This window comes from Acinetobacter sp. ESBL14 (assembly GCF_036668815.1).
Lineage (GTDB): Bacteria > Pseudomonadota > Gammaproteobacteria > Pseudomonadales > Moraxellaceae > Acinetobacter > Acinetobacter gyllenbergii.
In genome coordinates, this window is sequence record NZ_JAZEVS010000001.1 from 26,306 (window position 1) to 44,598 (window position 18,293).

At 40.6% G+C, this 18,293-nt stretch carries 24 protein-coding genes; 21 read left to right on the forward strand and 3 right to left on the reverse strand.

What is annotated here, in order from left to right; all coding sequences use genetic code 11:
• Nucleotide 1 precedes the first annotated feature (1 nt).
• The 21 genes from V6E90_RS00150 to V6E90_RS00250 all read left to right on the forward strand — a co-directional run bounded on the left by V6E90_RS00150 (nucleotide 2) and on the right by V6E90_RS00250 (nucleotide 17,084).
• Nucleotides 2-1,006, forward strand: coding sequence for a phage major capsid protein, P2 family (locus V6E90_RS00150; protein ID WP_016541568.1), 1,005 nt, complete (start codon nucleotides 2-4; stop codon nucleotides 1,004-1,006).
• Between the two features lie 3 nt (nucleotides 1,007-1,009).
• On the forward strand, nucleotides 1,010-1,876 hold the full coding sequence (gpM, locus tag V6E90_RS00155) for a phage terminase small subunit (protein WP_332604149.1): 867 nt from the start codon (nucleotides 1,010-1,012) through the stop codon (nucleotides 1,874-1,876).
• 110 nt (nucleotides 1,877-1,986) lie between these two features.
• Nucleotides 1,987-2,436, forward strand: a complete 450-nt coding sequence (locus tag V6E90_RS00160; protein WP_332604150.1) for a head completion/stabilization protein — start codon at nucleotides 1,987-1,989, stop codon at nucleotides 2,434-2,436.
• A complete protein-coding gene (locus tag V6E90_RS00165) occupies nucleotides 2,433-2,645 on the forward strand; it encodes a tail protein X (RefSeq protein ID WP_332604151.1) in 213 nt (70 codons plus the stop codon). Before V6E90_RS00160 ends, V6E90_RS00165 begins: the two co-directional genes overlap by 4 nt.
• 6 nt (nucleotides 2,646-2,651) lie before the next feature.
• Nucleotides 2,652-3,008, forward strand: a complete 357-nt coding sequence (locus tag V6E90_RS00170; RefSeq protein ID WP_332604152.1) for a putative holin — start codon at nucleotides 2,652-2,654, stop codon at nucleotides 3,006-3,008.
• Nucleotides 3,005-3,277 carry a phage holin family protein gene (locus V6E90_RS00175; protein ID WP_332604153.1) on the forward strand — a complete coding sequence of 91 codons (273 nt, stop codon included), beginning with the start codon at nucleotides 3,005-3,007 and terminating at the stop codon, nucleotides 3,275-3,277. Before V6E90_RS00170 ends, V6E90_RS00175 begins: the two co-directional genes overlap by 4 nt.
• Nucleotides 3,274-4,104 (forward strand): N-acetylmuramidase family protein, encoded by an 831-nt coding sequence (locus tag V6E90_RS00180; RefSeq protein ID WP_332604154.1) that lies wholly within the window; start codon nucleotides 3,274-3,276, stop codon nucleotides 4,102-4,104. The genes V6E90_RS00175 and V6E90_RS00180 overlap by 4 nt, the downstream gene beginning before the upstream one ends.
• Nucleotides 4,101-4,610 (forward strand): phage tail protein, encoded by a 510-nt coding sequence (locus V6E90_RS00185; RefSeq protein ID WP_332604155.1) that lies wholly within the window; start codon nucleotides 4,101-4,103, stop codon nucleotides 4,608-4,610. The genes V6E90_RS00180 and V6E90_RS00185 overlap by 4 nt, the downstream gene beginning before the upstream one ends.
• Before the next feature lie 2 nt (nucleotides 4,611-4,612).
• On the forward strand, nucleotides 4,613-5,059 hold the full coding sequence (locus V6E90_RS00190; protein ID WP_332604156.1) for a phage virion morphogenesis protein: 447 nt from the start codon (nucleotides 4,613-4,615) through the stop codon (nucleotides 5,057-5,059).
• Nucleotides 5,060-5,125: 66 nt separating this feature from the next.
• Nucleotides 5,126-5,812, forward strand: a complete 687-nt coding sequence (locus tag V6E90_RS00195) for a phage baseplate assembly protein V (protein WP_332604157.1) — start codon at nucleotides 5,126-5,128, stop codon at nucleotides 5,810-5,812.
• Entirely contained in the window at nucleotides 5,809-6,156 is a 348-nt protein-coding gene (locus V6E90_RS00200) for a GPW/gp25 family protein (RefSeq protein WP_332604158.1), read from the forward strand. Before V6E90_RS00195 ends, V6E90_RS00200 begins: the two co-directional genes overlap by 4 nt.
• Nucleotides 6,153-7,055 carry a baseplate J/gp47 family protein gene (locus tag V6E90_RS00205; protein ID WP_332604159.1) on the forward strand — a complete coding sequence of 301 codons (903 nt, stop codon included), beginning with the start codon at nucleotides 6,153-6,155 and terminating at the stop codon, nucleotides 7,053-7,055. The genes V6E90_RS00200 and V6E90_RS00205 overlap by 4 nt, the downstream gene beginning before the upstream one ends.
• Nucleotides 7,055-7,660: a phage tail protein I gene (locus V6E90_RS00210; RefSeq protein WP_332604160.1), complete on the forward strand. Its 606-nt coding sequence runs from the start codon at nucleotides 7,055-7,057 to the stop codon at nucleotides 7,658-7,660. Before V6E90_RS00205 ends, V6E90_RS00210 begins: the two co-directional genes overlap by 1 nt.
• Before the next feature lie 11 nt (nucleotides 7,661-7,671).
• The gene (locus V6E90_RS00215) at nucleotides 7,672-10,284 is read left to right on the forward strand and encodes a phage tail protein (RefSeq protein WP_332604161.1); all 2,613 of its coding nucleotides are present in this window, start codon (nucleotides 7,672-7,674) and stop codon (nucleotides 10,282-10,284) included.
• A 109-nt stretch (nucleotides 10,285-10,393) separates the two neighbouring features.
• Complete coding sequence (locus tag V6E90_RS00220) at nucleotides 10,394-11,566, forward strand: phage tail sheath protein (RefSeq protein ID WP_332604162.1); 1,173 nt, start codon at nucleotides 10,394-10,396, stop codon at nucleotides 11,564-11,566.
• Between the two features lie 16 nt (nucleotides 11,567-11,582).
• Nucleotides 11,583-12,098, forward strand: coding sequence for a phage major tail tube protein (locus V6E90_RS00225; protein WP_332604163.1), 516 nt, complete (start codon nucleotides 11,583-11,585; stop codon nucleotides 12,096-12,098).
• Nucleotides 12,099-12,169: 71 nt separating this feature from the next.
• On the forward strand, nucleotides 12,170-12,514 hold the full coding sequence (locus V6E90_RS00230; RefSeq protein ID WP_332604164.1) for a phage tail assembly protein: 345 nt from the start codon (nucleotides 12,170-12,172) through the stop codon (nucleotides 12,512-12,514).
• Between the two features lie 17 nt (nucleotides 12,515-12,531).
• The gene (locus V6E90_RS00235; protein ID WP_265596673.1) at nucleotides 12,532-12,642 is read left to right on the forward strand and encodes a GpE family phage tail protein; all 111 of its coding nucleotides are present in this window, start codon (nucleotides 12,532-12,534) and stop codon (nucleotides 12,640-12,642) included.
• Nucleotides 12,639-15,404 carry a phage tail tape measure protein gene (locus tag V6E90_RS00240; protein WP_332604165.1) on the forward strand — a complete coding sequence of 922 codons (2,766 nt, stop codon included), beginning with the start codon at nucleotides 12,639-12,641 and terminating at the stop codon, nucleotides 15,402-15,404. Before V6E90_RS00235 ends, V6E90_RS00240 begins: the two co-directional genes overlap by 4 nt.
• Before the next feature lies 1 nt (nucleotide 15,405).
• A complete protein-coding gene (locus V6E90_RS00245) occupies nucleotides 15,406-15,831 on the forward strand; it encodes a phage tail protein (protein ID WP_332604166.1) in 426 nt (141 codons plus the stop codon).
• Nucleotides 15,828-17,084 (forward strand): contractile injection system protein, VgrG/Pvc8 family, encoded by a 1,257-nt coding sequence (locus V6E90_RS00250; protein WP_332604167.1) that lies wholly within the window; start codon nucleotides 15,828-15,830, stop codon nucleotides 17,082-17,084. Before V6E90_RS00245 ends, V6E90_RS00250 begins: the two co-directional genes overlap by 4 nt.
• Here V6E90_RS00250 and V6E90_RS00255 read toward each other — a convergent pair.
• The 3 genes from V6E90_RS00255 to V6E90_RS21815 are packed head-to-tail and all read right to left on the reverse strand — an operon-like array spanning nucleotide 17,081 to nucleotide 18,280.
• A complete protein-coding gene (locus tag V6E90_RS00255; RefSeq protein WP_332604168.1) occupies nucleotides 17,081-17,269 on the reverse strand; it encodes a hypothetical protein in 189 nt (62 codons plus the stop codon). The genes V6E90_RS00250 and V6E90_RS00255 overlap by 4 nt on opposite strands.
• Nucleotides 17,270-17,301: 32 nt before the next feature.
• A complete protein-coding gene (locus tag V6E90_RS00260; RefSeq protein ID WP_332604169.1) occupies nucleotides 17,302-18,114 on the reverse strand; it encodes a DNA adenine methylase in 813 nt (270 codons plus the stop codon).
• A complete protein-coding gene (locus V6E90_RS21815) occupies nucleotides 18,074-18,280 on the reverse strand; it encodes a Com family DNA-binding transcriptional regulator (RefSeq protein ID WP_442881240.1) in 207 nt (68 codons plus the stop codon). The genes V6E90_RS00260 and V6E90_RS21815 overlap by 41 nt, the downstream gene beginning before the upstream one ends.
• Between the last annotated feature and the right edge of the window lie 13 nt (nucleotides 18,281-18,293).

Sequence of the window (18,293 nt, forward strand, 5' to 3'; positions counted from 1 at the left end):
AATGCGTATCGAGACACGTTTAAAATTCAATGCTGCGATGCAGCAACTAGCCAAGTTGAATGGCATTCCAAAGGTTACACAAAAATTTACTGTAGCCCCGACCATTCAGCAAAAACTCGAAGACAAGATCCAGTTGTCCTCGGCATTTCTGCAGAAAATTAATATCCATCTGGTATTGGAACAATCGGGTTCGGCTGTAGGTCTTGGAATTTCACGTCCAATCGCTTCACGTACCAATACTGATACTACAGATCGTCAAGCCAAAGACCCAACGTCTATGGATGAACGTTTTTATATGTGCCGTAAAACTGACTTCGATACTGCGATTAAGTATCAAAAGTTAGATCAATGGGCGAAGTTCAAAGATTTCTATGCTCGCTTCAGTGGCCAGATTCATAAACGTCAGGCACTGGATCGTATCATGATTGGTTTCAATGGTACTTCGATTGCAGCAACGACTGATATAGTGGCCAATCCTAAGCTTCAGGATGTGAACAAAGGCTGGTTGCAAAAAATGCGTGAAGAAAACGCTGCCCGCGTTATGTCTTCAGGTGCAACGGTTGGAAAAATCAAAATTGGTGCTACAGGTGACTATCACAACGTCGATGCTTTAGTGATGGATCTTGTCAATGAAATGATTGATGAAGTACACCAGGACAATCCAGACTTAGTGGTACTTTGTAACCGTAAAACCGTTGCAGATAAATACTTCCCACTGGTGAATAAAGAACAAGAAAACAGCGAGAAATTAGCTGCGGATATTATTATCAGCCAAAAGCGCATGGGTAATTTACCAGTCTATGCGGTGCCATTCTTCCCTGAAAATGCAATTCTGGTGACGACTTTTGACAACCTTTCAATTTATGTTCAAGAAGGATCTCGTCGTCGTACTGTGATCGATAATGCCAAACGCGACCAAATCGAAAATTATGAATCTTCAAACGAGGATTACTACATTGAAGATTTAGGTCTTGCTGCTATGGCTGAAAATATTGAACTGGTGTAAACCATGACCTTAGCACGCAATCATTTCCAGAAGCATAGTGCCAAAGCAGCAGCCGAATCGGCTGCTGAGTTTGGCAATATGCAAGAGCAGACATTCTATGAGCTGCAACTTTCACAGTTGAATAATGATATTAATCGTTTGAAGAACATCCAATCGATTGAAGCCAAAATTCAACTTAAACAAGCTTTAGTTCCAACTTACTTGCCATATGTTGACGGCATTATCGAAGCAAATAAACCAGTTCAAGACAATGTTTTCATGACTGTTTTGGTTTGGTGTATCGATACTGGTTTTTATGAAAAAGCAGTTGAAATGGCTGAGTTTGCTTTACGTCATAGCATGATCATGCCTGATCGCTTTGAACGAAAAACTGCAACATTGGTGGTTGAAGAAATTTCAAATGCATTTTTGAAAAAGTTGAAAACCAATGCCGAGATTGATTTACCAATTCTTTGGGCATTAGAAACTTTGCTCGAGAGTGAAGATATTCCAAAAGAATCACTGGATATGCCAGACCAGGTACGAGCAAAACTGTTAGTCGCTTTGGCCAAAGGTGAAATTAAAGAAATCAATGCTGCGATTACCTCTAATTCTGGCGAGATTGATGACCAACTACCTGAATGGGTTTGGCACCATGCCAATCATGCAAAAGAGCGTTTAGAACGAGCGATTGAGTTGGATGATCGTTGCAATGGCAAGCAAGATTTAAAATCGTTGACGACTTTACTGAAGAAATTTCCAGAACCTAAAGCCACTGAAAATGCTTCAGAAGTCGAAACTCAACCAACCGAACAAGGTGAACCATTGCTAAACACCAATGGGTCGCAAGTCGTAGATGACCAAGGCAACTTGGCTTTTAAAACGACATAACCAAGTGCCCTCGCACCGCATGGGCGAACGATTGCGATGTCATTACATTGTGATACTCATTAAACAATCGTTCCCACCCGTGCACTAATAATTACAGCAGGGGAGATCTCATGGGATTCGTTGCAAATGGCAATATCACACCAAGTCAGATCATCATCAAGAATGACCCGTTTTTTCCGCAAATTGCTTTGGATGATATTCGGGAAAAAATCCGAATCGATGGCTCAGTCACAAACGAAAGATTAAAACAAAACATCATTGAAGAAGTGATCGATGTAAACCGTTTATTAAAGGCACTCAAATCCAAAGCATTACAATTATCAGATTTGTCTGAAGGCGAAGTCGATGATTTACCTGAAACGGATTATCTCTACTTCTCAGCGGTGTCGAATGGTGTAGCAGCAAAGGTAAATGAGAAATATCGGTCTTATGACAGTTCAAATGCTGGTTTAAAAAATCTCGAAGATTCAGGCCTTACGATTGATGAATATCGTCGGAATAAACAATGGGCAATTCAGCAGTTGCTAGGCGAAAACCATACGGTGGTTGAATTGATATGAGTAAAACAGTAACAGCTATCCAAAATGACACCGTTGATTCAATTTGCTGGCGTTACTACGGAAGAAGTTCTGGTGTAGTGGAAATAGTCTTAGAGGCCAATCCTCATTTATCAGAACTTGGCGTGATTCTTCCATTGGGTACTTCACTGATATTGCCCGACATTGATACACCGCAACAAACAAAACAAACCATTCAGTTATGGGATTAGAAAAATATGGCAGAACCAGCAACAACCACAACAATGACAGCTTTGACTATCAGTGCTGCTTCATTACTGCCATTTATTAATGGTAATGCTTTACTCGGGGCGGTCTTTGGAGCTGCACTATTTGCTACGACAAAGAAAGATTTAAGACCCTTACAACGTTTAACCACGATGATTCTAGCGACTGGATTTGGCTATTTACTGGTACCTGAAGTTATTGCCCGAACATTTATTACAAATGATGCAACGGCAGGAATGGCAGCAGCGATTTTTTCATTGCCAATCATTTTAAAGCTCATGGTTTGGGTGGATCAAACCAGTCTATCTGACATTTGGAATAAATTTCGTGGTGGAGGAACATCATGATGGAAATCCTATTTCAATTTATTGCTTTGCTGGCCTATATATTTTGTGGGCTACGCATCATCTGTTTTGACCCAGCTGGGTTACGCCATCGAAGATTTTATTCATGCATGGCAACGATCCTAATCGCTTCATTTATGGGTCAAAGTGTACATATTCTTTTATTTAAAGACCCCGTTACTTTATGGGATGCCATTTTTTCAATCCTATTAGCAGTCATCATTTATCGAGCAAAAGGTAATGTGGCCAAGGTAATCTGGAGTACATCATGATTTTAAAATTTGGTTCAAAAGGCGATGCAGTTGCTACCCTTCAAAAACAGTTAGCTGCATTAGGTTATAAAAATATTGGCGGAAAGCCACTTAATGTGGATGGCAATTTCGGACCAAGTACTGAAGCAGCCGTTATTCAATTTCAACGCAAACATGGATTGGTCGATGATGGAAAAGTGGGAGATAAAACTCGCAAAGCATTGATGGGGGGCAATACTGATAAGTTTTTAAAAGGTTCAGACTATAAAAATGCTGCAGTACGTTTGAAAGTACCTGAATTGGTCATTCGAGTGTTAGGGGCGGTTGAGAGTCAAGGTGTTGGATTTTTGGATAATGGTAAAGCCAAAATTTTATATGAACGCCACCGCATGTATTTTTATCTTGGCCAAGCCAAAGGTAAAGCTTTTGCTAATGATCAAATGAAGAAAGTACCAAATTTAGTTAATTCGGTATCAGGTGGTTATCGTGGCAATGAGGCTGAATACACCCGTTTAAATTTAGCCATGAATATCCATAAAGAGTCAGCGTTGATGTCGACGAGTTGGGGACAATTCCAGATTATGGGTGAAAACTGGAAGGACTTGGGCTATGCATCGGTACAGGAATTTGTAGACCAGCAACAAATCAGCGAAACCCACCAAATGGAAGCTTTCTTACGTTTTATCGAGTGGAAGCCTGGTCTTTTAACCGCATTACAAAAGCAAGACTGGCATACGGTTTTTACCCTCTATAACGGGAAAAATTATAAAAAATTAGGCTATCAAGCTAAATTCCAAAAAGAGTGGGATCACCTTGAGCCAATTTATGGCGAGGTTAAAGTCGCATGAAAAAACCAGAAAGCTTGCGTACTCACATGCTCGATGCTGTAAAAGAATTACAGCGAGATCCAGATCGATTGCTAATTCATACCGACAATGGAAAAATCCGAAGTCTTATGTCTAACGGGCTTTCGTTTGAGTATGAATATGAATTAGAAATCATATTGACTGAGTACGCTGGCGAACTGGATGCCGTGATGATTCCTCTTTTAGATTGGGTACGCATAAACCAATCAGATTTATTGGTAAATTTAGATAAGAACAAAAATGCGTTTAAGTTTGAAACCGTTCTTTTAGACAATAGTAAGGTGGATCTAGCACTCAATTTCCCAATTACTGAACGTGTCATCGTGAAGCGGTTGCCTGATGGCCAATTAGATATTTCGTTCCCGGGCGAACCACAATACGAAACTGCAGCTGAGCCAACACCATTTAAAATGATCGATCATAAAACAGGGGAAGTACTTGCGGAGTGGATGTCAGCAGATCCTGAAAATTTATTTTTTGGTAATTAATTATGGCGGAGTTACAGGCTCTTAGTGATCATTTAGGCGCAATGTTGATTAAGCTTTCGGATGTAGAGCGAAGAAAGCTTGAAATGTCGATAGGCCGTAAACTTCGTGGATCTCAAAAGAAACGTATAACTAAACAACAAAACCCCGATGGCAGTAAGTATGTGCCACGGAAAAATAAGCTACGCGACAAAAAGAACAAGATAAAAAACAAAATGTTCAATGCAATTAAAAATGCCAAGTGGATGAAAGTCCAAAGAACAACAGAAGGTGTGGCCGTTGGCTTTGCTGGCCGTGTTGCATTTATCGCCCGTGTTCATCAATTTGGTTTACGCGATAAAGTGGATCGTGATGGTCCAACAGTCAAATATAACAGTCGTGAATTATTAGGATTTACACCTGAAGAAATCGCCATGATTGAAAATGATGTTTTGGCCTATGTTTCAGGCTAGTTGTAAAACTTAGATATACAACTTCAATTCAGTGCAAATTTAAAAGCATTGCAACACGATTGCAGCATGAATGCTGATATCAATCGTCGTCTTGAAAACATTATCCGTTTAGGAAAAATCAAGACCTTTACACCGTCTCTACCGTTTCCAACAGTCACCGTCGATTTAGGCGAGATTACGACTGCGGAGATTCGTCTTTTAAATTTGAGGGCAGGCAACGACAAAACTTGGGACCCGATTAGTCCTGGTGAAGAAGTAATTGTTTTAAGTCCTTGTGGGGTGCTTGAGTTAGGTATTGCGATTGCTGGCCTAAATAATGAAGAAAATCCAGCCTTGTCTAATGATCCAAATAAGAATATCCGACTTTTTTCTGATGGTTGCTTGATTAGTTATGACACCAGTTCACATGTTTTAGAAGTGATTTTACCAGAGGACGGCACTGCCACTATTACTGCGAATGGTGGTGTCACAGTAAATGCTAATGGAGGCGTAACGGTAAACGCGAATGACGGACTTACCATAAATGCAGTATCTGGAGGTACTACTCACAATGGAAACCTTTTCATAAACGGAAGCAGTGTCACTACTGGAAATAATACCGTTGGCGGTAGTCAACTTGTGCAAGGCAGTAGCCATGCAACTGGTGACTTCAGTACAGAAGCTGATGTCAAAGCTGGCGATATCAGTCTCAAATTTCATAAAACTACTGAAGTTCAAAGTGGTAGTGATATTTCTGGAGTACCAACTTCATGATAAATAAAAATAATGGTCAATCTTTGAAATCTGAAATTCAATCACTTCAGCAGTCAATTCAGGACATTATTTCTACTCCCATTGGTTCCCGTGTAATGCGTAGAGAATATGGATCATTATTATTTGAACTACTTGATCAACCAATCAATGACAGTCTAATTCTGAAGTGTTACAGCACGATATATACTGCAATTACCCGTTGGGAGGATAGGATTCAGATTAACAAAATTTATTTATCCCCCTCTAAAGGTAGTCAGTTAGTTTTTGAGATAGATGGAAACCTAAGAATTTCTGGCCAACACATGAATCTGCGAATTCCTTTAAAAATGGGAGCTAGTTCATGAGTGTTGATTTTAATCTATTACCTAAACCTAATTTTGTTGATGAAGTTGATTATGAGCAGATATTAATAGAACGAAAGGAATATCTAATCTCGTTATTTCCTGAAAATGCGCAAATGGACATCCGTATTCAATTGAATCGTGAATCTGATCCTTTACATAAATATCTTCAAGAAAATGCTTATAGAGAAATGATTCTTCGCAACAAAATTAATCAGAAAGCCCTTGCTACGCTTTTGGCATTCGCAACGGAAGAAGATCTCGATGTTTGGGGCGCAAATTTTGATGTCATACGTTTAATCATTACACCTGCAGATCACTCTTTTGTTCCACCGATTCCAGCTCTCTATGAATCAGACGATGACTTTAGATATCGTATTCAAAAGAAGCTTGATGCTCTTAGTACAGCTGGCCCAGAATCATCCTATGAATACCATACTTTAAGTGCAGATGGGCGAGTTGCTGATGTGAAGTGTAGTTCCCCTTCGCCAGCGCATGCACTACTCACAATTCTTCAGCGGGATACTGAAAATAATGCTTCTACTGATGAGTTGAATTCAATCGTTTATAACTATGTATCTGGAGAAAAGAGACGTCCTACGGGAGACCGAGTATTAGTTCAGTCAGCTGAAATTGTTAATTATGAAATTGAAGCAATATTAGTGACAAAAAATGTCCCTGAAACTGAGCCTGTATTATCTGCAGCAGAAAATAATATTTTGGCATTCACAAAAGCTGCGAAACGATTAGGTAAAGGGGTTTATTTCTCTGATATTTATTCTGCTTTAAAAGTTTCGGGAGTTGAACGGGTTGAATTGCTTAAACCTTTTGATGAAGTATCAGTTTCACAATTTCAGGCAGCTTTTTGTACAAGTTTGAAATTATCAGTGAGGAGTGAATAATGGGTTTGCTTCCTCCAAATGCTACTGATTTTGAAAATAAACTGGTTGAAACAGCGTCAAAAAATACTGATTTAGATGCTGATTTATCTAGGTTGATTCGAATTGATGATGCACCAGCTGATTTCCTATCAATTCTAGCTTGGCAGTTTTCAGTAGATCGTTGGCAAGAGGATTGGCCTGAAGAAATCAAAAGAGCGCAAATTAAAAACTCTGTAAAAGTTCATACCTATAAAGGGACTAATTATGCTCTTCGATCAATTGTAGAAAGCTTTGGTTATTCATTAACGATCCATGAATGGTGGCAAGAAACACCAATGAATGTTCCAGGCACTTTTCAAATCACAATTGATACAAATGGTCGTGCCCTCACAGAGAAAACATCAAAAACATTAGTTGAGCTACTTCATGATGCAAAACCGTTAACACGAGAACTGAAAGCAATCGAAATTAACGTCATCAATGTTCAGGGTGAAACAAATGTTGCTTGTGGTTGTTATGGCGGTGATGACGTAACCATCTATCCCAAAGTAGATGATCCTAACTCTTTAATCTATCCAGTTTTTGCTTTTTATGAGCATGAAACAACTAGTATCTATCCTAAATAGAGAATAAAAATATGGCTGCACTTTATCACTCGCTATTTACTGAAATGGGTTTAGAGCTCTTACGAGAATCAATCCAAAACGGAACTAAGCTTGGTATCACTCATATGTCTTTTGGTGACGGTGGCGGGAGCTTACCAATACCAGATGCCACTTTTACCCAATTAATTAATGAAGTATATCGAGTTCAATTAAATCGTCTTTCCCCTTCAAAAGAAAACCCAAACTGGCTGGAAGCTGACGGTGTAATTCCAAGTGCAGTTGGTGGCTTCAATATTCGTGAGGTTGGTTTATGGGCTGGTAATGTGATGGTAGCTTATGCCAACTATCCACCGACTTACAAACCGAGCGGTGATCAGGGTACAGCCCAAATCAAAACTATTCGTATTGTTCTACAAATTGATAATACTGCAAATTTTGAGTTAAAAATTGATGCCAGTGTTGTAATGGCAACAATTCAATCAGTTCAAGAGGCAAAACTTGAGGCCATAAACTATGCAAATGATCTAGCTAAAACACAATTAGAAAATGTTGAAACAGTTAATGATTTGGCTAATGTGCAAAAGGAAAATGGTAAATCAGTTTTTGTTAAAGGGTTTGAGATTGGGAGTTCTGTAGGTAACGGAATATTTACTTATTATGAAGACCAAAAAGACATAAATGATGGGGGAGTAATCATTAATGGATGGTGCCGAAATATAGGAGAATTTATTTATGCATCTTACTTTAATGATGACATTATTAAAGCAGCAAACTATGCTGCAAAATCAGGTTTAAAACTTGTCTCATTAGAAAAAGAATATCCTGTAAATGAAGAATTTGTATTACCAGAAAATTTAGTCTGGTTATCAAATAATTCAACGATTAAACAAACTGGAGCTGCATCAAATAGTGCTACAGCTTCAGGAGTCGCGCCTCAATCAAATGTGACGATACAGGGACATCTTACGATTGACATGGGAGCTCCAACCGCAGGTTGGGGGGAGAAGTGTCATCTGCGTTTAGATAGTTTTAACAATGTCACACCTAAAGTTCGTGGTTTTTATTTTGATACCATTAAATTAAAAAATGGTCATTTTAATTGTAATGGCTTTGTCATGGCTGGAGGGGCATCATTAGTGCGTGGTAAACGCATTGAATGTGACGATACAAGCGTGATAGGACGTGTTTTTATGGCGCATTGGGGGAATTTCACCCAGCATTATAATGACAATGGAACATATCGACATGTTGAGAATTGGCAACCAACTACACACCCTCATGACTGTATTATTGATGAAATTGTTGCTGGGAATTTAACATGTAATACAACTGATTATTCTGGTATTGCGTTAGTCTCAGCTGGATATGACATTCATATCGGGAGCATTCGTGGCAATCTCTTAGATTCAACAATTTCAGGTAAAGGGCTTCTCTTTTTAACGCCTGGTGATCTTGCATTTGCTTATGCTACGAATGAAGAAAAGTCCCGTGGTATGAAGAATATAACGGTCGGAAATATCACTGGACAAACGTATGCCCTTGGCATTGGTCTTATCGAAAGTGCGTTATATGCAACTGTAGATGATTATTCTAATGTTCCTAATCCACCTAGTTCAAATGATTATCTGGCGAAAATCTCAGCAGTCATTGATTTTATGGATTGCAAAGGTAAGGTAGAAGTTGGAAATACATCAAATATTTTAATTAACGGTGGTAATGGCTTAGGTTCGTTATATGTAAAAAAAGCCATTGGCCAGTATTTCTATTCTGCACTTTATTTACGGAACCTTAGCGATAACGTTGTAATTGATGAATTAATTGTAAAAGATTCGAAAACTAATCCAGTTTGTATTGTAGGTACTGGAACTAACTCAACTAAATTACCGAAGAATACACATATTAAACGTCTTGTTTGTGAGAGATATGGCATTACTTCATCGAATACAACATACAGATCGGCAATTAGAAATGAAATGTCGATTAATACTCAAGTTGATGAGATTGTGGTCACTGAACATGGCAATGCATTCTGTGTTGCATCAACGAACAATACGATGGGTTATGGTTTTAAAGTGGGTTCGATCATTCAGAATGACCTAACCTATACGAGTACTTTTTTAGTCAATAACTTAAATACAGTAAATGATCCGATTCAACTTGATAATTTTATTGATAAATCAGGAAAGGTTACATCAGCAATCAGCGGTGGTGTTACAACACGTCAATATGGCCATATAAAAGAGTATATTTCAGCAGTATTCCCGACAGGTCTTGCTGTGAATTTTGGAGATACAATTACGATTCGTAATCCGCCTGCTGGAGGAGTCTACAAATACTTTGTAGTAACTGGTGGACTAGTGGGGACAACAGCCGAATTGCAAAAAACTGAAGCAAGGAAAACTTTTTTAACTCAAGCAGACAGTATTACGATTGCAGCCAATACATCGATGTTAATTCGTACTGATGGTGCGATTTCAGGACTGGTCATGGGTGATTTATTAAGGTTTACATATACTAAGAAATTATCTGGTTGTGTCTTATATGGCGATATTTATGAAGATGGCAAATTTCATGTCTATTTATATAACCCCACGAATGTTTCAGTAACGATTGATCCAGGTTTTATCTACATTAAACAATGTTAATTATATGTAAGTTGTAAAAGCAGCATATACAACTCTCGCCACATGAAATTATGAGAGTGATTTGTCAGCCTGTGATCTGAAAACAAAACAACAGATCACAGGCTTTTTTATGGCTACAGATTCATATTTTCATGGTGTACGAGTCATTGAGATCAATGGCGGTACACGTCCCATTCGGACAGTATCAACTGCAGTGATTGGGCTTTTAGCCACTGCAGAAGATGCAGATCCATTGGTCTTTCCTCTTGATACTGCAGTATTGATTACAGACATCCAGCGTTCAATTGAAAAAGCTGGAGTAAAAGGGACTTTGGCGCGTTCACTACAAGCCATTGTTGACCAAACCAATGCACTTGTAATTGTAGTGCGAGTTGAGCAAAAAACCACTGAAGCAGAGCAAACCACTGCAGTCATTGGTGGGCAAGTCAATGGCCGTTACACAGGCATGAAAGCCTTACTCACTGCAGAACAGAACCTTAAAGTCAAACCACGTATTTTGGGTGCACCAGGACTCGATACAGCTCCAGTGACTGCAGCACTAGGTGGTATTGCAGAAAAGTTACGTGCATTTAACTATGTGGGAGCCAATGGTTGTGACACCAAAGAAGAAGCCGCTGCGTATCGAGATGCAATTGGTTCACGCGAGACCATGATCATCTGGCCAGACTTCTTGGGATGGGACACAGTAACATCTTCAACCACAACATTTGAAGCAACTGCACGTGCGCTTGGTCTACGCGCCAAAATCGACAACGACACTGGCTGGCATAAAACTCTTTCAAACGTTCCAGTGAATGGGGTGACTGGAATCTCTAAGGATGTTTTCTGGCAACTGCAGTCTATGGAGACTGATGCGGGTTATCTCAATTCCAATGAAATTACCACGCTTATTCAGCGTGACGGCTTCCGTTTTTGGGGATCTAGGACTTGTGCAACAGATCCGCTATTTGCATTCGAAAACTACACCCGGACAGCACAAATCTTATCGGACACGATGGCCGAAGGTCATATGTGGGCAGTCGATAAACCTTTGCATCCATCTTTGGCCAAGGACATTGTTGAAGGCATCAATGCCAAATTCCGTGATCTGCGTACGCAAGGGTACATCATCGATGGCCTGTGTTGGTTCGATCCAGCATTCAACAGCAAAGAGTCTCTAAAAGCAGGTCGATTATTACTTGATTATGACTTTACCCCAGTGCCTCCACTTGAAGATCTCACATTGCAGCAACGCATTACAGACCGCTATCTCGCTGATTTCGCGTCACGTATGACTGCCTAAATAAACAGGAACGAACATGGCTTTACCAAAAAAACTCAAATTAATGGACCTGTTTAACGAAGGTAATTCATACCTTGGCGAGACAGGTGAAGTCACACTGCCAAAGCTTGGACGTAAGTTTGAAGATTGGCGTGGTGGTGGCATGAACGGCAACATCAAATGGGATGCTGGTCTCTCAGATGACATGATCGAGATGTCTTGGAAGCTTGGTGGTATTGATCCTTTGGTGATCCGCCAATTTGGTGCTGCATCTGTTAGTGCTATCGGTTTGCGCTTTGCTGGGTCATATCAGCGTGACGATACAGGTGAAACATCTGCAGTCGAAGTTGTTATCCGAGGTCGTCATGAGGAAATCGATTTCGGCAACGCCAAAGCGGGTGACGATACAGAAAAATCAATTAAAACCATCTGGTCGTATTACAAATTGACCATCGATGGCAAGGTTGAAATCGAGATCGATATCCCTGGTCTAATCGAAAATGTTAACGGGGTGGATTTGCTTGCACCACACCGCGCGAACATTGGCCACTAATTTTTCCTCCCTTCAGTAGCTATGCGCTGCTGAAGGTTTTTTATTTCATTTTTATATTTAAGGAATTTGCCATGCAAACTCAAGAACAACGCAACAACTTACAAACCATTCAAAATCCAGATGTCGAAGTCGTAATCCTTGATACCCCTTATAAATTAGGTGATATGACTATTACGCAAGTGGAAGTCCGTAAACCTTCTGTGCCTGCACTAAAAAAGGTCCGTATTGCAGATATCCTGAATGGTGATGTAAATGCCATTTGTACTTTATTGCCGTTATGCACAAATCCAACCATTACGGCTAGTCAGTTAAACAATAACGTAATTGATCCAGTCGACATCATTCAAATGGGTGGAGCGATCATTACTTTTTTGCAACCGAAATCAGTGCGTGCGGAAATTGCACTCCAACAGTAGAAGACGCAATCGCCAATATCGCTGTGGTGTTCAACTGGACACCGCAGACTTACGACACTATGTCACTAAGTGAATTAATGGAGTGGCATCAGAAAGCAATAGAAAGAAATGGGGCAGATGCTGAATGAAGCAATTAAGATTGGAAGTACTTTTTGGAGGGAAAAACAAGTTAAGTCCAGCCCTTAAAGCGATTTTAGGCAGCAGTAATGCTGCCAGTCGTGCATTAAAAAAGACTAGAGATGAGATTCGTTCCCTCAACGAACAACAGAAAAAAATAGACGGGTATCAAAAACAAAAAAAGGCCGTTCAAGACCAGGCTAAAGCCCTTCAGGATCTACAAAATCATATTAAAAACTTGCGTCAGCAAATGAAGACCAATCCCTCTGCAGATCTCACCCGTGATTTTGATAAGTCTGTGGCCAAAGCACGCAAACTAAAACAAGAATATGAACGAAACCGCATCGAGCTGCAGCGCATGCGGACAGATATGAATAATGCGGGATTATCTACAAATAGATTGGCAGATCATCAACAGCGACTCAGAACACAATTGCGCCAAGCCAATCAATCCATGCGTGAACAAGAACAACGTTTACAGCGTATGACGCAAATGCAGCGAAATTATGAACGGCAGTCGGGACATCTACGTTCTGCAGCTGGCTATGGCATGGGTGCTGCAATGGCGGGTGCTGGTGCAATGTACATGATGAGCAAGCCGATTAACGAATCTAAACGGTACGATGTCGAAGCCAATCGTATTCATGCACTAGGCCTAGGCGATCAAGTCAGTAAACAGGCGATTAAATTTGCTGAAAGTATGGATACTTTCGGGACATCCATCTATGACAATGCCGTATTAGTCCGTGACGGTATGACAATTTTCTCAGATTTGCATCATGCTGAAATGGTCGCACCGACCTTGGCCAAGATGAAATTTTCCAATCAAGCCATGTTTGGCCATGAGAAAGGGGAGGAAAACGAACGCGCATTTATGGACATGCTTAAGGTCATCGAGTTACGTGGTGGTTTAAAAAGTGAGAAGGCATTCCAAGACCAGGCGAATAAGATTCAACAAGTCATCACAGCCACAGGTGGACGAGTACAAGGGAATGAATGGCTGAATGCGATTAAGACTGGTGGTATTGCGGTCAAAGGATTAACGGACGAAGCACTTTATTACAAAATGGAGTCAATCGTTCAGGAATGGGGTGGCTTTCGCTATGGTACCGCAGCCATGTCTGCATATCAGAATATTTATCAAGGCCGTACCACTAAACGAGCAGCCAACAATATGGAGCGTTTAGGCTTAATCGAAGATGCAAGCAAATTAAAGCACGACAAAGCTGGCCAGGTAGCTTTCTTGGATGTGGGTGCGATCAAAGGTGCAGATCTGTTTAAGAAAGATCAATTTGCATGGATGGAACAGGTACTACTGCCACAATTGGCATCAAAAGGCATCACCGAGAAAGGACAAATTCTCGATGCAATTGGTAGTATTTTCACTAACCGTACTGCATCCAACCTTTTTGGTGATATGTACCTTCAGCGTGACATCATCAATAAAAGTGCCAAGATGAATGCCGGTGCAGACAATATTGACCAACTTTATGGTAAAGCAAAAAACACCGCTGCGGGTGAAGAACTAGAAACCAAAGCCAAGCTAAATGATGCATATCTACGCTTTGGCCAAGTCATCATGCCGATCTATACAAAGGCACTTCAGGTCGCTACAGGTGCACTCGAAAGCTTTACTGGCTGGATGGAACGTAACCCAACTTTGGCCAAAGCCTTAGGTCTCGGATTACTAGGTATTGCAGCAAGTATGATTGTGATCGGCGGTGCACTAGTCGTGTTCTCACCGCTTATCCTAAGTATGCTAAGCCTGCGCTTGCTCATGGCATCTACAGCTACAAGTGGAACCCTATTAGGACGTGTATTCGGCAAGGTCCCTGCAATTTTTAGCTTCGTTAAATCAGCGTTATTTGGCTTAGGCCGTGTATTTTTGTGGGTAGGGCGTTTATTTCTTACAAACCCTATCTTGTTGGCCATAGCTGCGATTGCGACTGCAGTCTATCTCATTTATAGAAATTGGGACTCTATTGGTCCTTGGTTTGCAGAAAAGTGGAACATGGTAAAAACAAGTGCTTCATCGGCTTGGGAGTCTGTTAAAACGGGATCTAGTAATGCTTGGTCAACTTTAACAACTACATTTGCCCCAGTGGGAAATTGGTTTGCAGCAAGATGGACTGAAATTAAATCAGCATTTAATGGAGGCATCCTTGGAGTATCTGCATTAATTGTGAATTGGTCACCATTGGGCTTGTTCTACTCAGCCTTTGCCAGTGTATTAAGATGGTTTGGTATCGACTTACCATCAAAATTTACAGGTTTCGGTACCATGATTATTGACGGGCTTGTAAGTGGTATTAAGTCAGGTTTCCAAAAATTAAAAAGTACGTGGACCGACATCAATAACTACATGCCCGACTTTATGAAAAAGCGGATGGATATCCATAGTCCATCCCGTGTCATGGCTGGCTTAGGTGGCCACATCATGACGGGTATTACGATGGGATTGGATCAAAACTTTCCAGCCCTGAAGGAAAAGTTCCAGCATGCATTGACCATTTTTAACCCACGGGCCAGCGAAGCAATTTCGAAAATTGATATCGCTCCAGCTTTAAATAAAGTAAGACCGGTGCAAGCAATTTCTCCATCTCGTAGTGAGGGGCAGTTCGTCATTCAAGGTGATCAAATCACGATCCAGATCACTCAAGCACCAGGACAAAACTTACAACAGCTTCAGGCCATGATTGAAAACGTATTAGATCGTCGTGATCGTCAAAAGTTAGCGCGTATTCGTAGCAGCTTCAAAGACCAGGAACATTAATATGATGATGATTCTCGGCATGTTCGTATTCTCAATACCAACGGCCACGTACCAAAGCCTTCAACGTTCAACCACATGGAATCATGTCAGCAATTCTCGTGTCGGTAGCATGCCTGCATATCAGTTTACGGGCAAAGGTGAAGACACGATGACCTTAGATGGATCTATTGTTCCCCAGTTTGGCTCTCAAATGTCGATTACCGCTTTACGTGTAATGGGTGATACAGGGAAATCATTTCCATTGATCGCGGGTAACGGCAAAATTTTCGGCCTTTGGGTAATTGATAGTGTTGATGAAACCCAAAGCTATTTTTTTAAAGATGGTACACCACGTAAAATCGAGTTTTCTATAAAGCTAAAGAAAACGCAAACTGTGGGAGTTTTAATGGGGAACGTTCTTGGCAATGTTTTAGGTAATATCTTATGAATATTGCTTCGACCGTTACCAATATCGCCACGGATGTAGATCGCGGTTTCAGTGATAGCTATCCCAATGCAATTTACCGCTTGATGGTCAATGGTACCGACATTGGTACCATGATTCAGGATCGGCTGATGCGTATGACCATTACTGATAATCGTGGCATCGAAACTGATTCAATTGAGATCGAACTAAGTGATCATGATGGTTTATTAGATATCCCGCCCAAAGGTGCGGAGATTGAAGCATGGATCGGCTGGAGCAATAGCGGTCTAGTTTATAAGGGAAAATACCTGGTCAAAGAACGTGGCCACCAAGGAGCACCCGACATCCTCACGCTACGTGCTGAAGCAGCAGATCTTAAAACAGCGTTTAAGAAAAAAAAGGAACGCAGTTTCGATCAAAAAACCATTGGTGATATTGTTCAAACCATTGCAAGCGAACATGGATTGATACCACGGATAAATGAAGAATTAGCAATTATTTTATTACCCCACCTCGATCAAAACGAATCTGATGCTAATTTGATCACCCGTATAGCCGATGAGCATGATGCAATTGCAACAGTCAAAAATGGCAATTTATTATTTATGCCTAAGGGTGAAGGCAAAACCATTAATGGCAATCCATTACCTGAGGTCGTGATCACAAGAGCCGAGGGAGATTCACACCAATATTCTGATACTGACGGGGCAGATGATGTATCTGGGGTAACGGTCTATTACTATGACAATACCCATGCCAAACGACAGAAAGTCACCGTAGGTATGTCAGATGAAAACACCAGGGAAATACGCAATATTCAACGGGACAAACAGACTGCAGAACATGTGGCCAAAGCTGAATTCAATAAAATAAAAAGTAGGTCTGCGACTTTTAGTTTTACATTAGCCTATGGTAGGCCTGAACTCATTCCTGAATCACCATTATCCTTTATTGGCTTTAAAACTTTGATCGATGACATCGTATGGCTTGGAACGCGAGTAATTCATGAGTATAACGAAAGTGGGGGATATACAACTAAATGCGAAGCTGAAGTCTATTTGCCCGATGCCGACAGTTTATCAGAGCTGATTGATAATAACGGTGGAACATACACGGGCATTTTGGCTTACTACAAAGACGGAAAAAATACGGGGACCATAACAAAAGGGGATCAATCAACACCAAAGCGATTAACCTATCTGTATAAAAATCGCCAAACTGCAACGGCAGCCGTGGATCGTGAATATAAAGCCTTACAAGATGAGAAGGATTAAAACTTCCATTGTTGGCCACGCCAAACAACAAAGCGCGCACCGGTGTTAAATTTTAGTTCCGTCCCTTCATAGTCATATACTTTGACGAGATTGCCTTTTCGGTCTTTTAAGCAAGGTAAATCAGCATTTTGACTATCAGTTAAACGGACCCGAATCCAACTTTGTTCTAATTTTTCTTCAGCCATAAAAAATCCCTCCTAAGAGGGATTAGTTTACGTTAAAAATTGGTGATAATTAACTCATTGCCATTATGTTCTTCATGAGCAGCTTTATTATTGACTGACCAGCGAATCTTTTTATGCTGGACCTTGTAGTCTTTAAATAACTCACGCACTTCAGGTGCATCATTCAAACTTAAAATAAATTTGCCTTGGATGCCGTCTAGCTGCTCCTTCAGCAAATAAAAATCTTGTTTTGACCAGATCCCTTTACCATAGACATTCTCACAATCCCAATACGGTGGATCGATATAGAACAATGTCTCTGGACCATCAAGACGCTTCAGCACGTAATCATAGTTAGAATTCTCAATAGTCACCTTTTGCAGACGCTCATGGATTCCCTTCAGATGTGCGCGTAATTCATCACCCAGTTTTAAACGCGCAGCGCGATCTTTGGAGTAGCTAAATGAACCATCTAACTGGCAACCAAAAGCTGCTCGAAGCATATAATAGAAGCGGGATGCACGCTGTAGATCTGTTAATCCCTGTGCCTCCGATTGCTTGAAATCATTAAACACAGTTCGGGACATGAGTAGAAATTCAAACTCATCCAAAAACGCTTCAAAATGGTATTTAAGTACTCGGTACAGATTGATTAAATCGTCATTAATATCGTTGATGACTTCGACAGGGGAAGGAGTCTTTTTAAACAGTACCCAACCCGCACCACCAAAAACTTCCACATAAGTTGTGTGCGAAGGCATGGTTTCTATGATTGTTCGTGCGAGTTGAGATTTTCCGCCAAGCCAGCCACTGAAGCTGTGGCCTTTAGGATTGTATTGTGGTGTTACAGAAGTGATTTGATTCATCTATCTTACCTGGTGTGATGAGACGCTCTGGGCATTCAGGTAAGGCACTCGGGGTGCTCTGGAAGTTATTTAATGTTTTACAACGAGGGCACTTTATTTCTAATTGATCAAAGTATCCCGTTTTCGCCAGCAGTTTTAAACAGCACTGGCATTTAAGGTTTTTCATAACTTTGGCTACT

What these genes read in the sequence shown, in the direction of transcription:
- V6E90_RS00180 (WP_332604154.1), top strand. Translation starts at nt 3,274, where the DNA reads ATGATTTTAAAATTTGGTTCAAAAGGCGATGCAGTTGCTACCCTTCAA.
- V6E90_RS00150 (WP_016541568.1), top strand. Translation starts at nt 2, where the DNA reads ATGCGTATCGAGACACGTTTAAAATTCAATGCTGCGATGCAGCAACTA.
- gpM (WP_332604149.1), top strand. Translation starts at nt 1,010, where the DNA reads ATGACCTTAGCACGCAATCATTTCCAGAAGCATAGTGCCAAAGCAGCA.
- V6E90_RS00195 (WP_332604157.1), top strand. Translation starts at nt 5,126, where the DNA reads ATGAATGCTGATATCAATCGTCGTCTTGAAAACATTATCCGTTTAGGA.
- V6E90_RS00170 (WP_332604152.1), top strand. Translation starts at nt 2,652, where the DNA reads ATGGCAGAACCAGCAACAACCACAACAATGACAGCTTTGACTATCAGT.
- V6E90_RS00165 (WP_332604151.1), top strand. Translation starts at nt 2,433, where the DNA reads ATGAGTAAAACAGTAACAGCTATCCAAAATGACACCGTTGATTCAATT.
- V6E90_RS00190 (WP_332604156.1), top strand. Translation starts at nt 4,613, where the DNA reads ATGGCGGAGTTACAGGCTCTTAGTGATCATTTAGGCGCAATGTTGATT.
- V6E90_RS00210 (WP_332604160.1), top strand. Translation starts at nt 7,055, where the DNA reads ATGGGTTTGCTTCCTCCAAATGCTACTGATTTTGAAAATAAACTGGTT.
- V6E90_RS00225 (WP_332604163.1), top strand. Translation starts at nt 11,583, where the DNA reads ATGGCTTTACCAAAAAAACTCAAATTAATGGACCTGTTTAACGAAGGT.
- V6E90_RS00205 (WP_332604159.1), top strand. Translation starts at nt 6,153, where the DNA reads ATGAGTGTTGATTTTAATCTATTACCTAAACCTAATTTTGTTGATGAA.
- V6E90_RS00255 (WP_332604168.1), bottom strand. Translation starts at nt 17,269, where the DNA reads ATGGCTGAAGAAAAATTAGAACAAAGTTGGATTCGGGTCCGTTTAACT.
- V6E90_RS00240 (WP_332604165.1), top strand. Translation starts at nt 12,639, where the DNA reads ATGAAGCAATTAAGATTGGAAGTACTTTTTGGAGGGAAAAACAAGTTA.
- V6E90_RS00230 (WP_332604164.1), top strand. Translation starts at nt 12,170, where the DNA reads ATGCAAACTCAAGAACAACGCAACAACTTACAAACCATTCAAAATCCA.
- V6E90_RS00185 (WP_332604155.1), top strand. Translation starts at nt 4,101, where the DNA reads ATGAAAAAACCAGAAAGCTTGCGTACTCACATGCTCGATGCTGTAAAA.
- V6E90_RS21815 (WP_442881240.1), bottom strand. Translation starts at nt 18,280, where the DNA reads ATGAAAAACCTTAAATGCCAGTGCTGTTTAAAACTGCTGGCGAAAACG.
- V6E90_RS00215 (WP_332604161.1), top strand. Translation starts at nt 7,672, where the DNA reads ATGGCTGCACTTTATCACTCGCTATTTACTGAAATGGGTTTAGAGCTC.
- V6E90_RS00200 (WP_332604158.1), top strand. Translation starts at nt 5,809, where the DNA reads ATGATAAATAAAAATAATGGTCAATCTTTGAAATCTGAAATTCAATCA.
- V6E90_RS00220 (WP_332604162.1), top strand. Translation starts at nt 10,394, where the DNA reads ATGGCTACAGATTCATATTTTCATGGTGTACGAGTCATTGAGATCAAT.
- V6E90_RS00175 (WP_332604153.1), top strand. Translation starts at nt 3,005, where the DNA reads ATGATGGAAATCCTATTTCAATTTATTGCTTTGCTGGCCTATATATTT.
- V6E90_RS00160 (WP_332604150.1), top strand. Translation starts at nt 1,987, where the DNA reads ATGGGATTCGTTGCAAATGGCAATATCACACCAAGTCAGATCATCATC.
- V6E90_RS00245 (WP_332604166.1), top strand. Translation starts at nt 15,406, where the DNA reads ATGATGATGATTCTCGGCATGTTCGTATTCTCAATACCAACGGCCACG.
- V6E90_RS00260 (WP_332604169.1), bottom strand. Translation starts at nt 18,114, where the DNA reads ATGAATCAAATCACTTCTGTAACACCACAATACAATCCTAAAGGCCAC.
- V6E90_RS00250 (WP_332604167.1), top strand. Translation starts at nt 15,828, where the DNA reads ATGAATATTGCTTCGACCGTTACCAATATCGCCACGGATGTAGATCGC.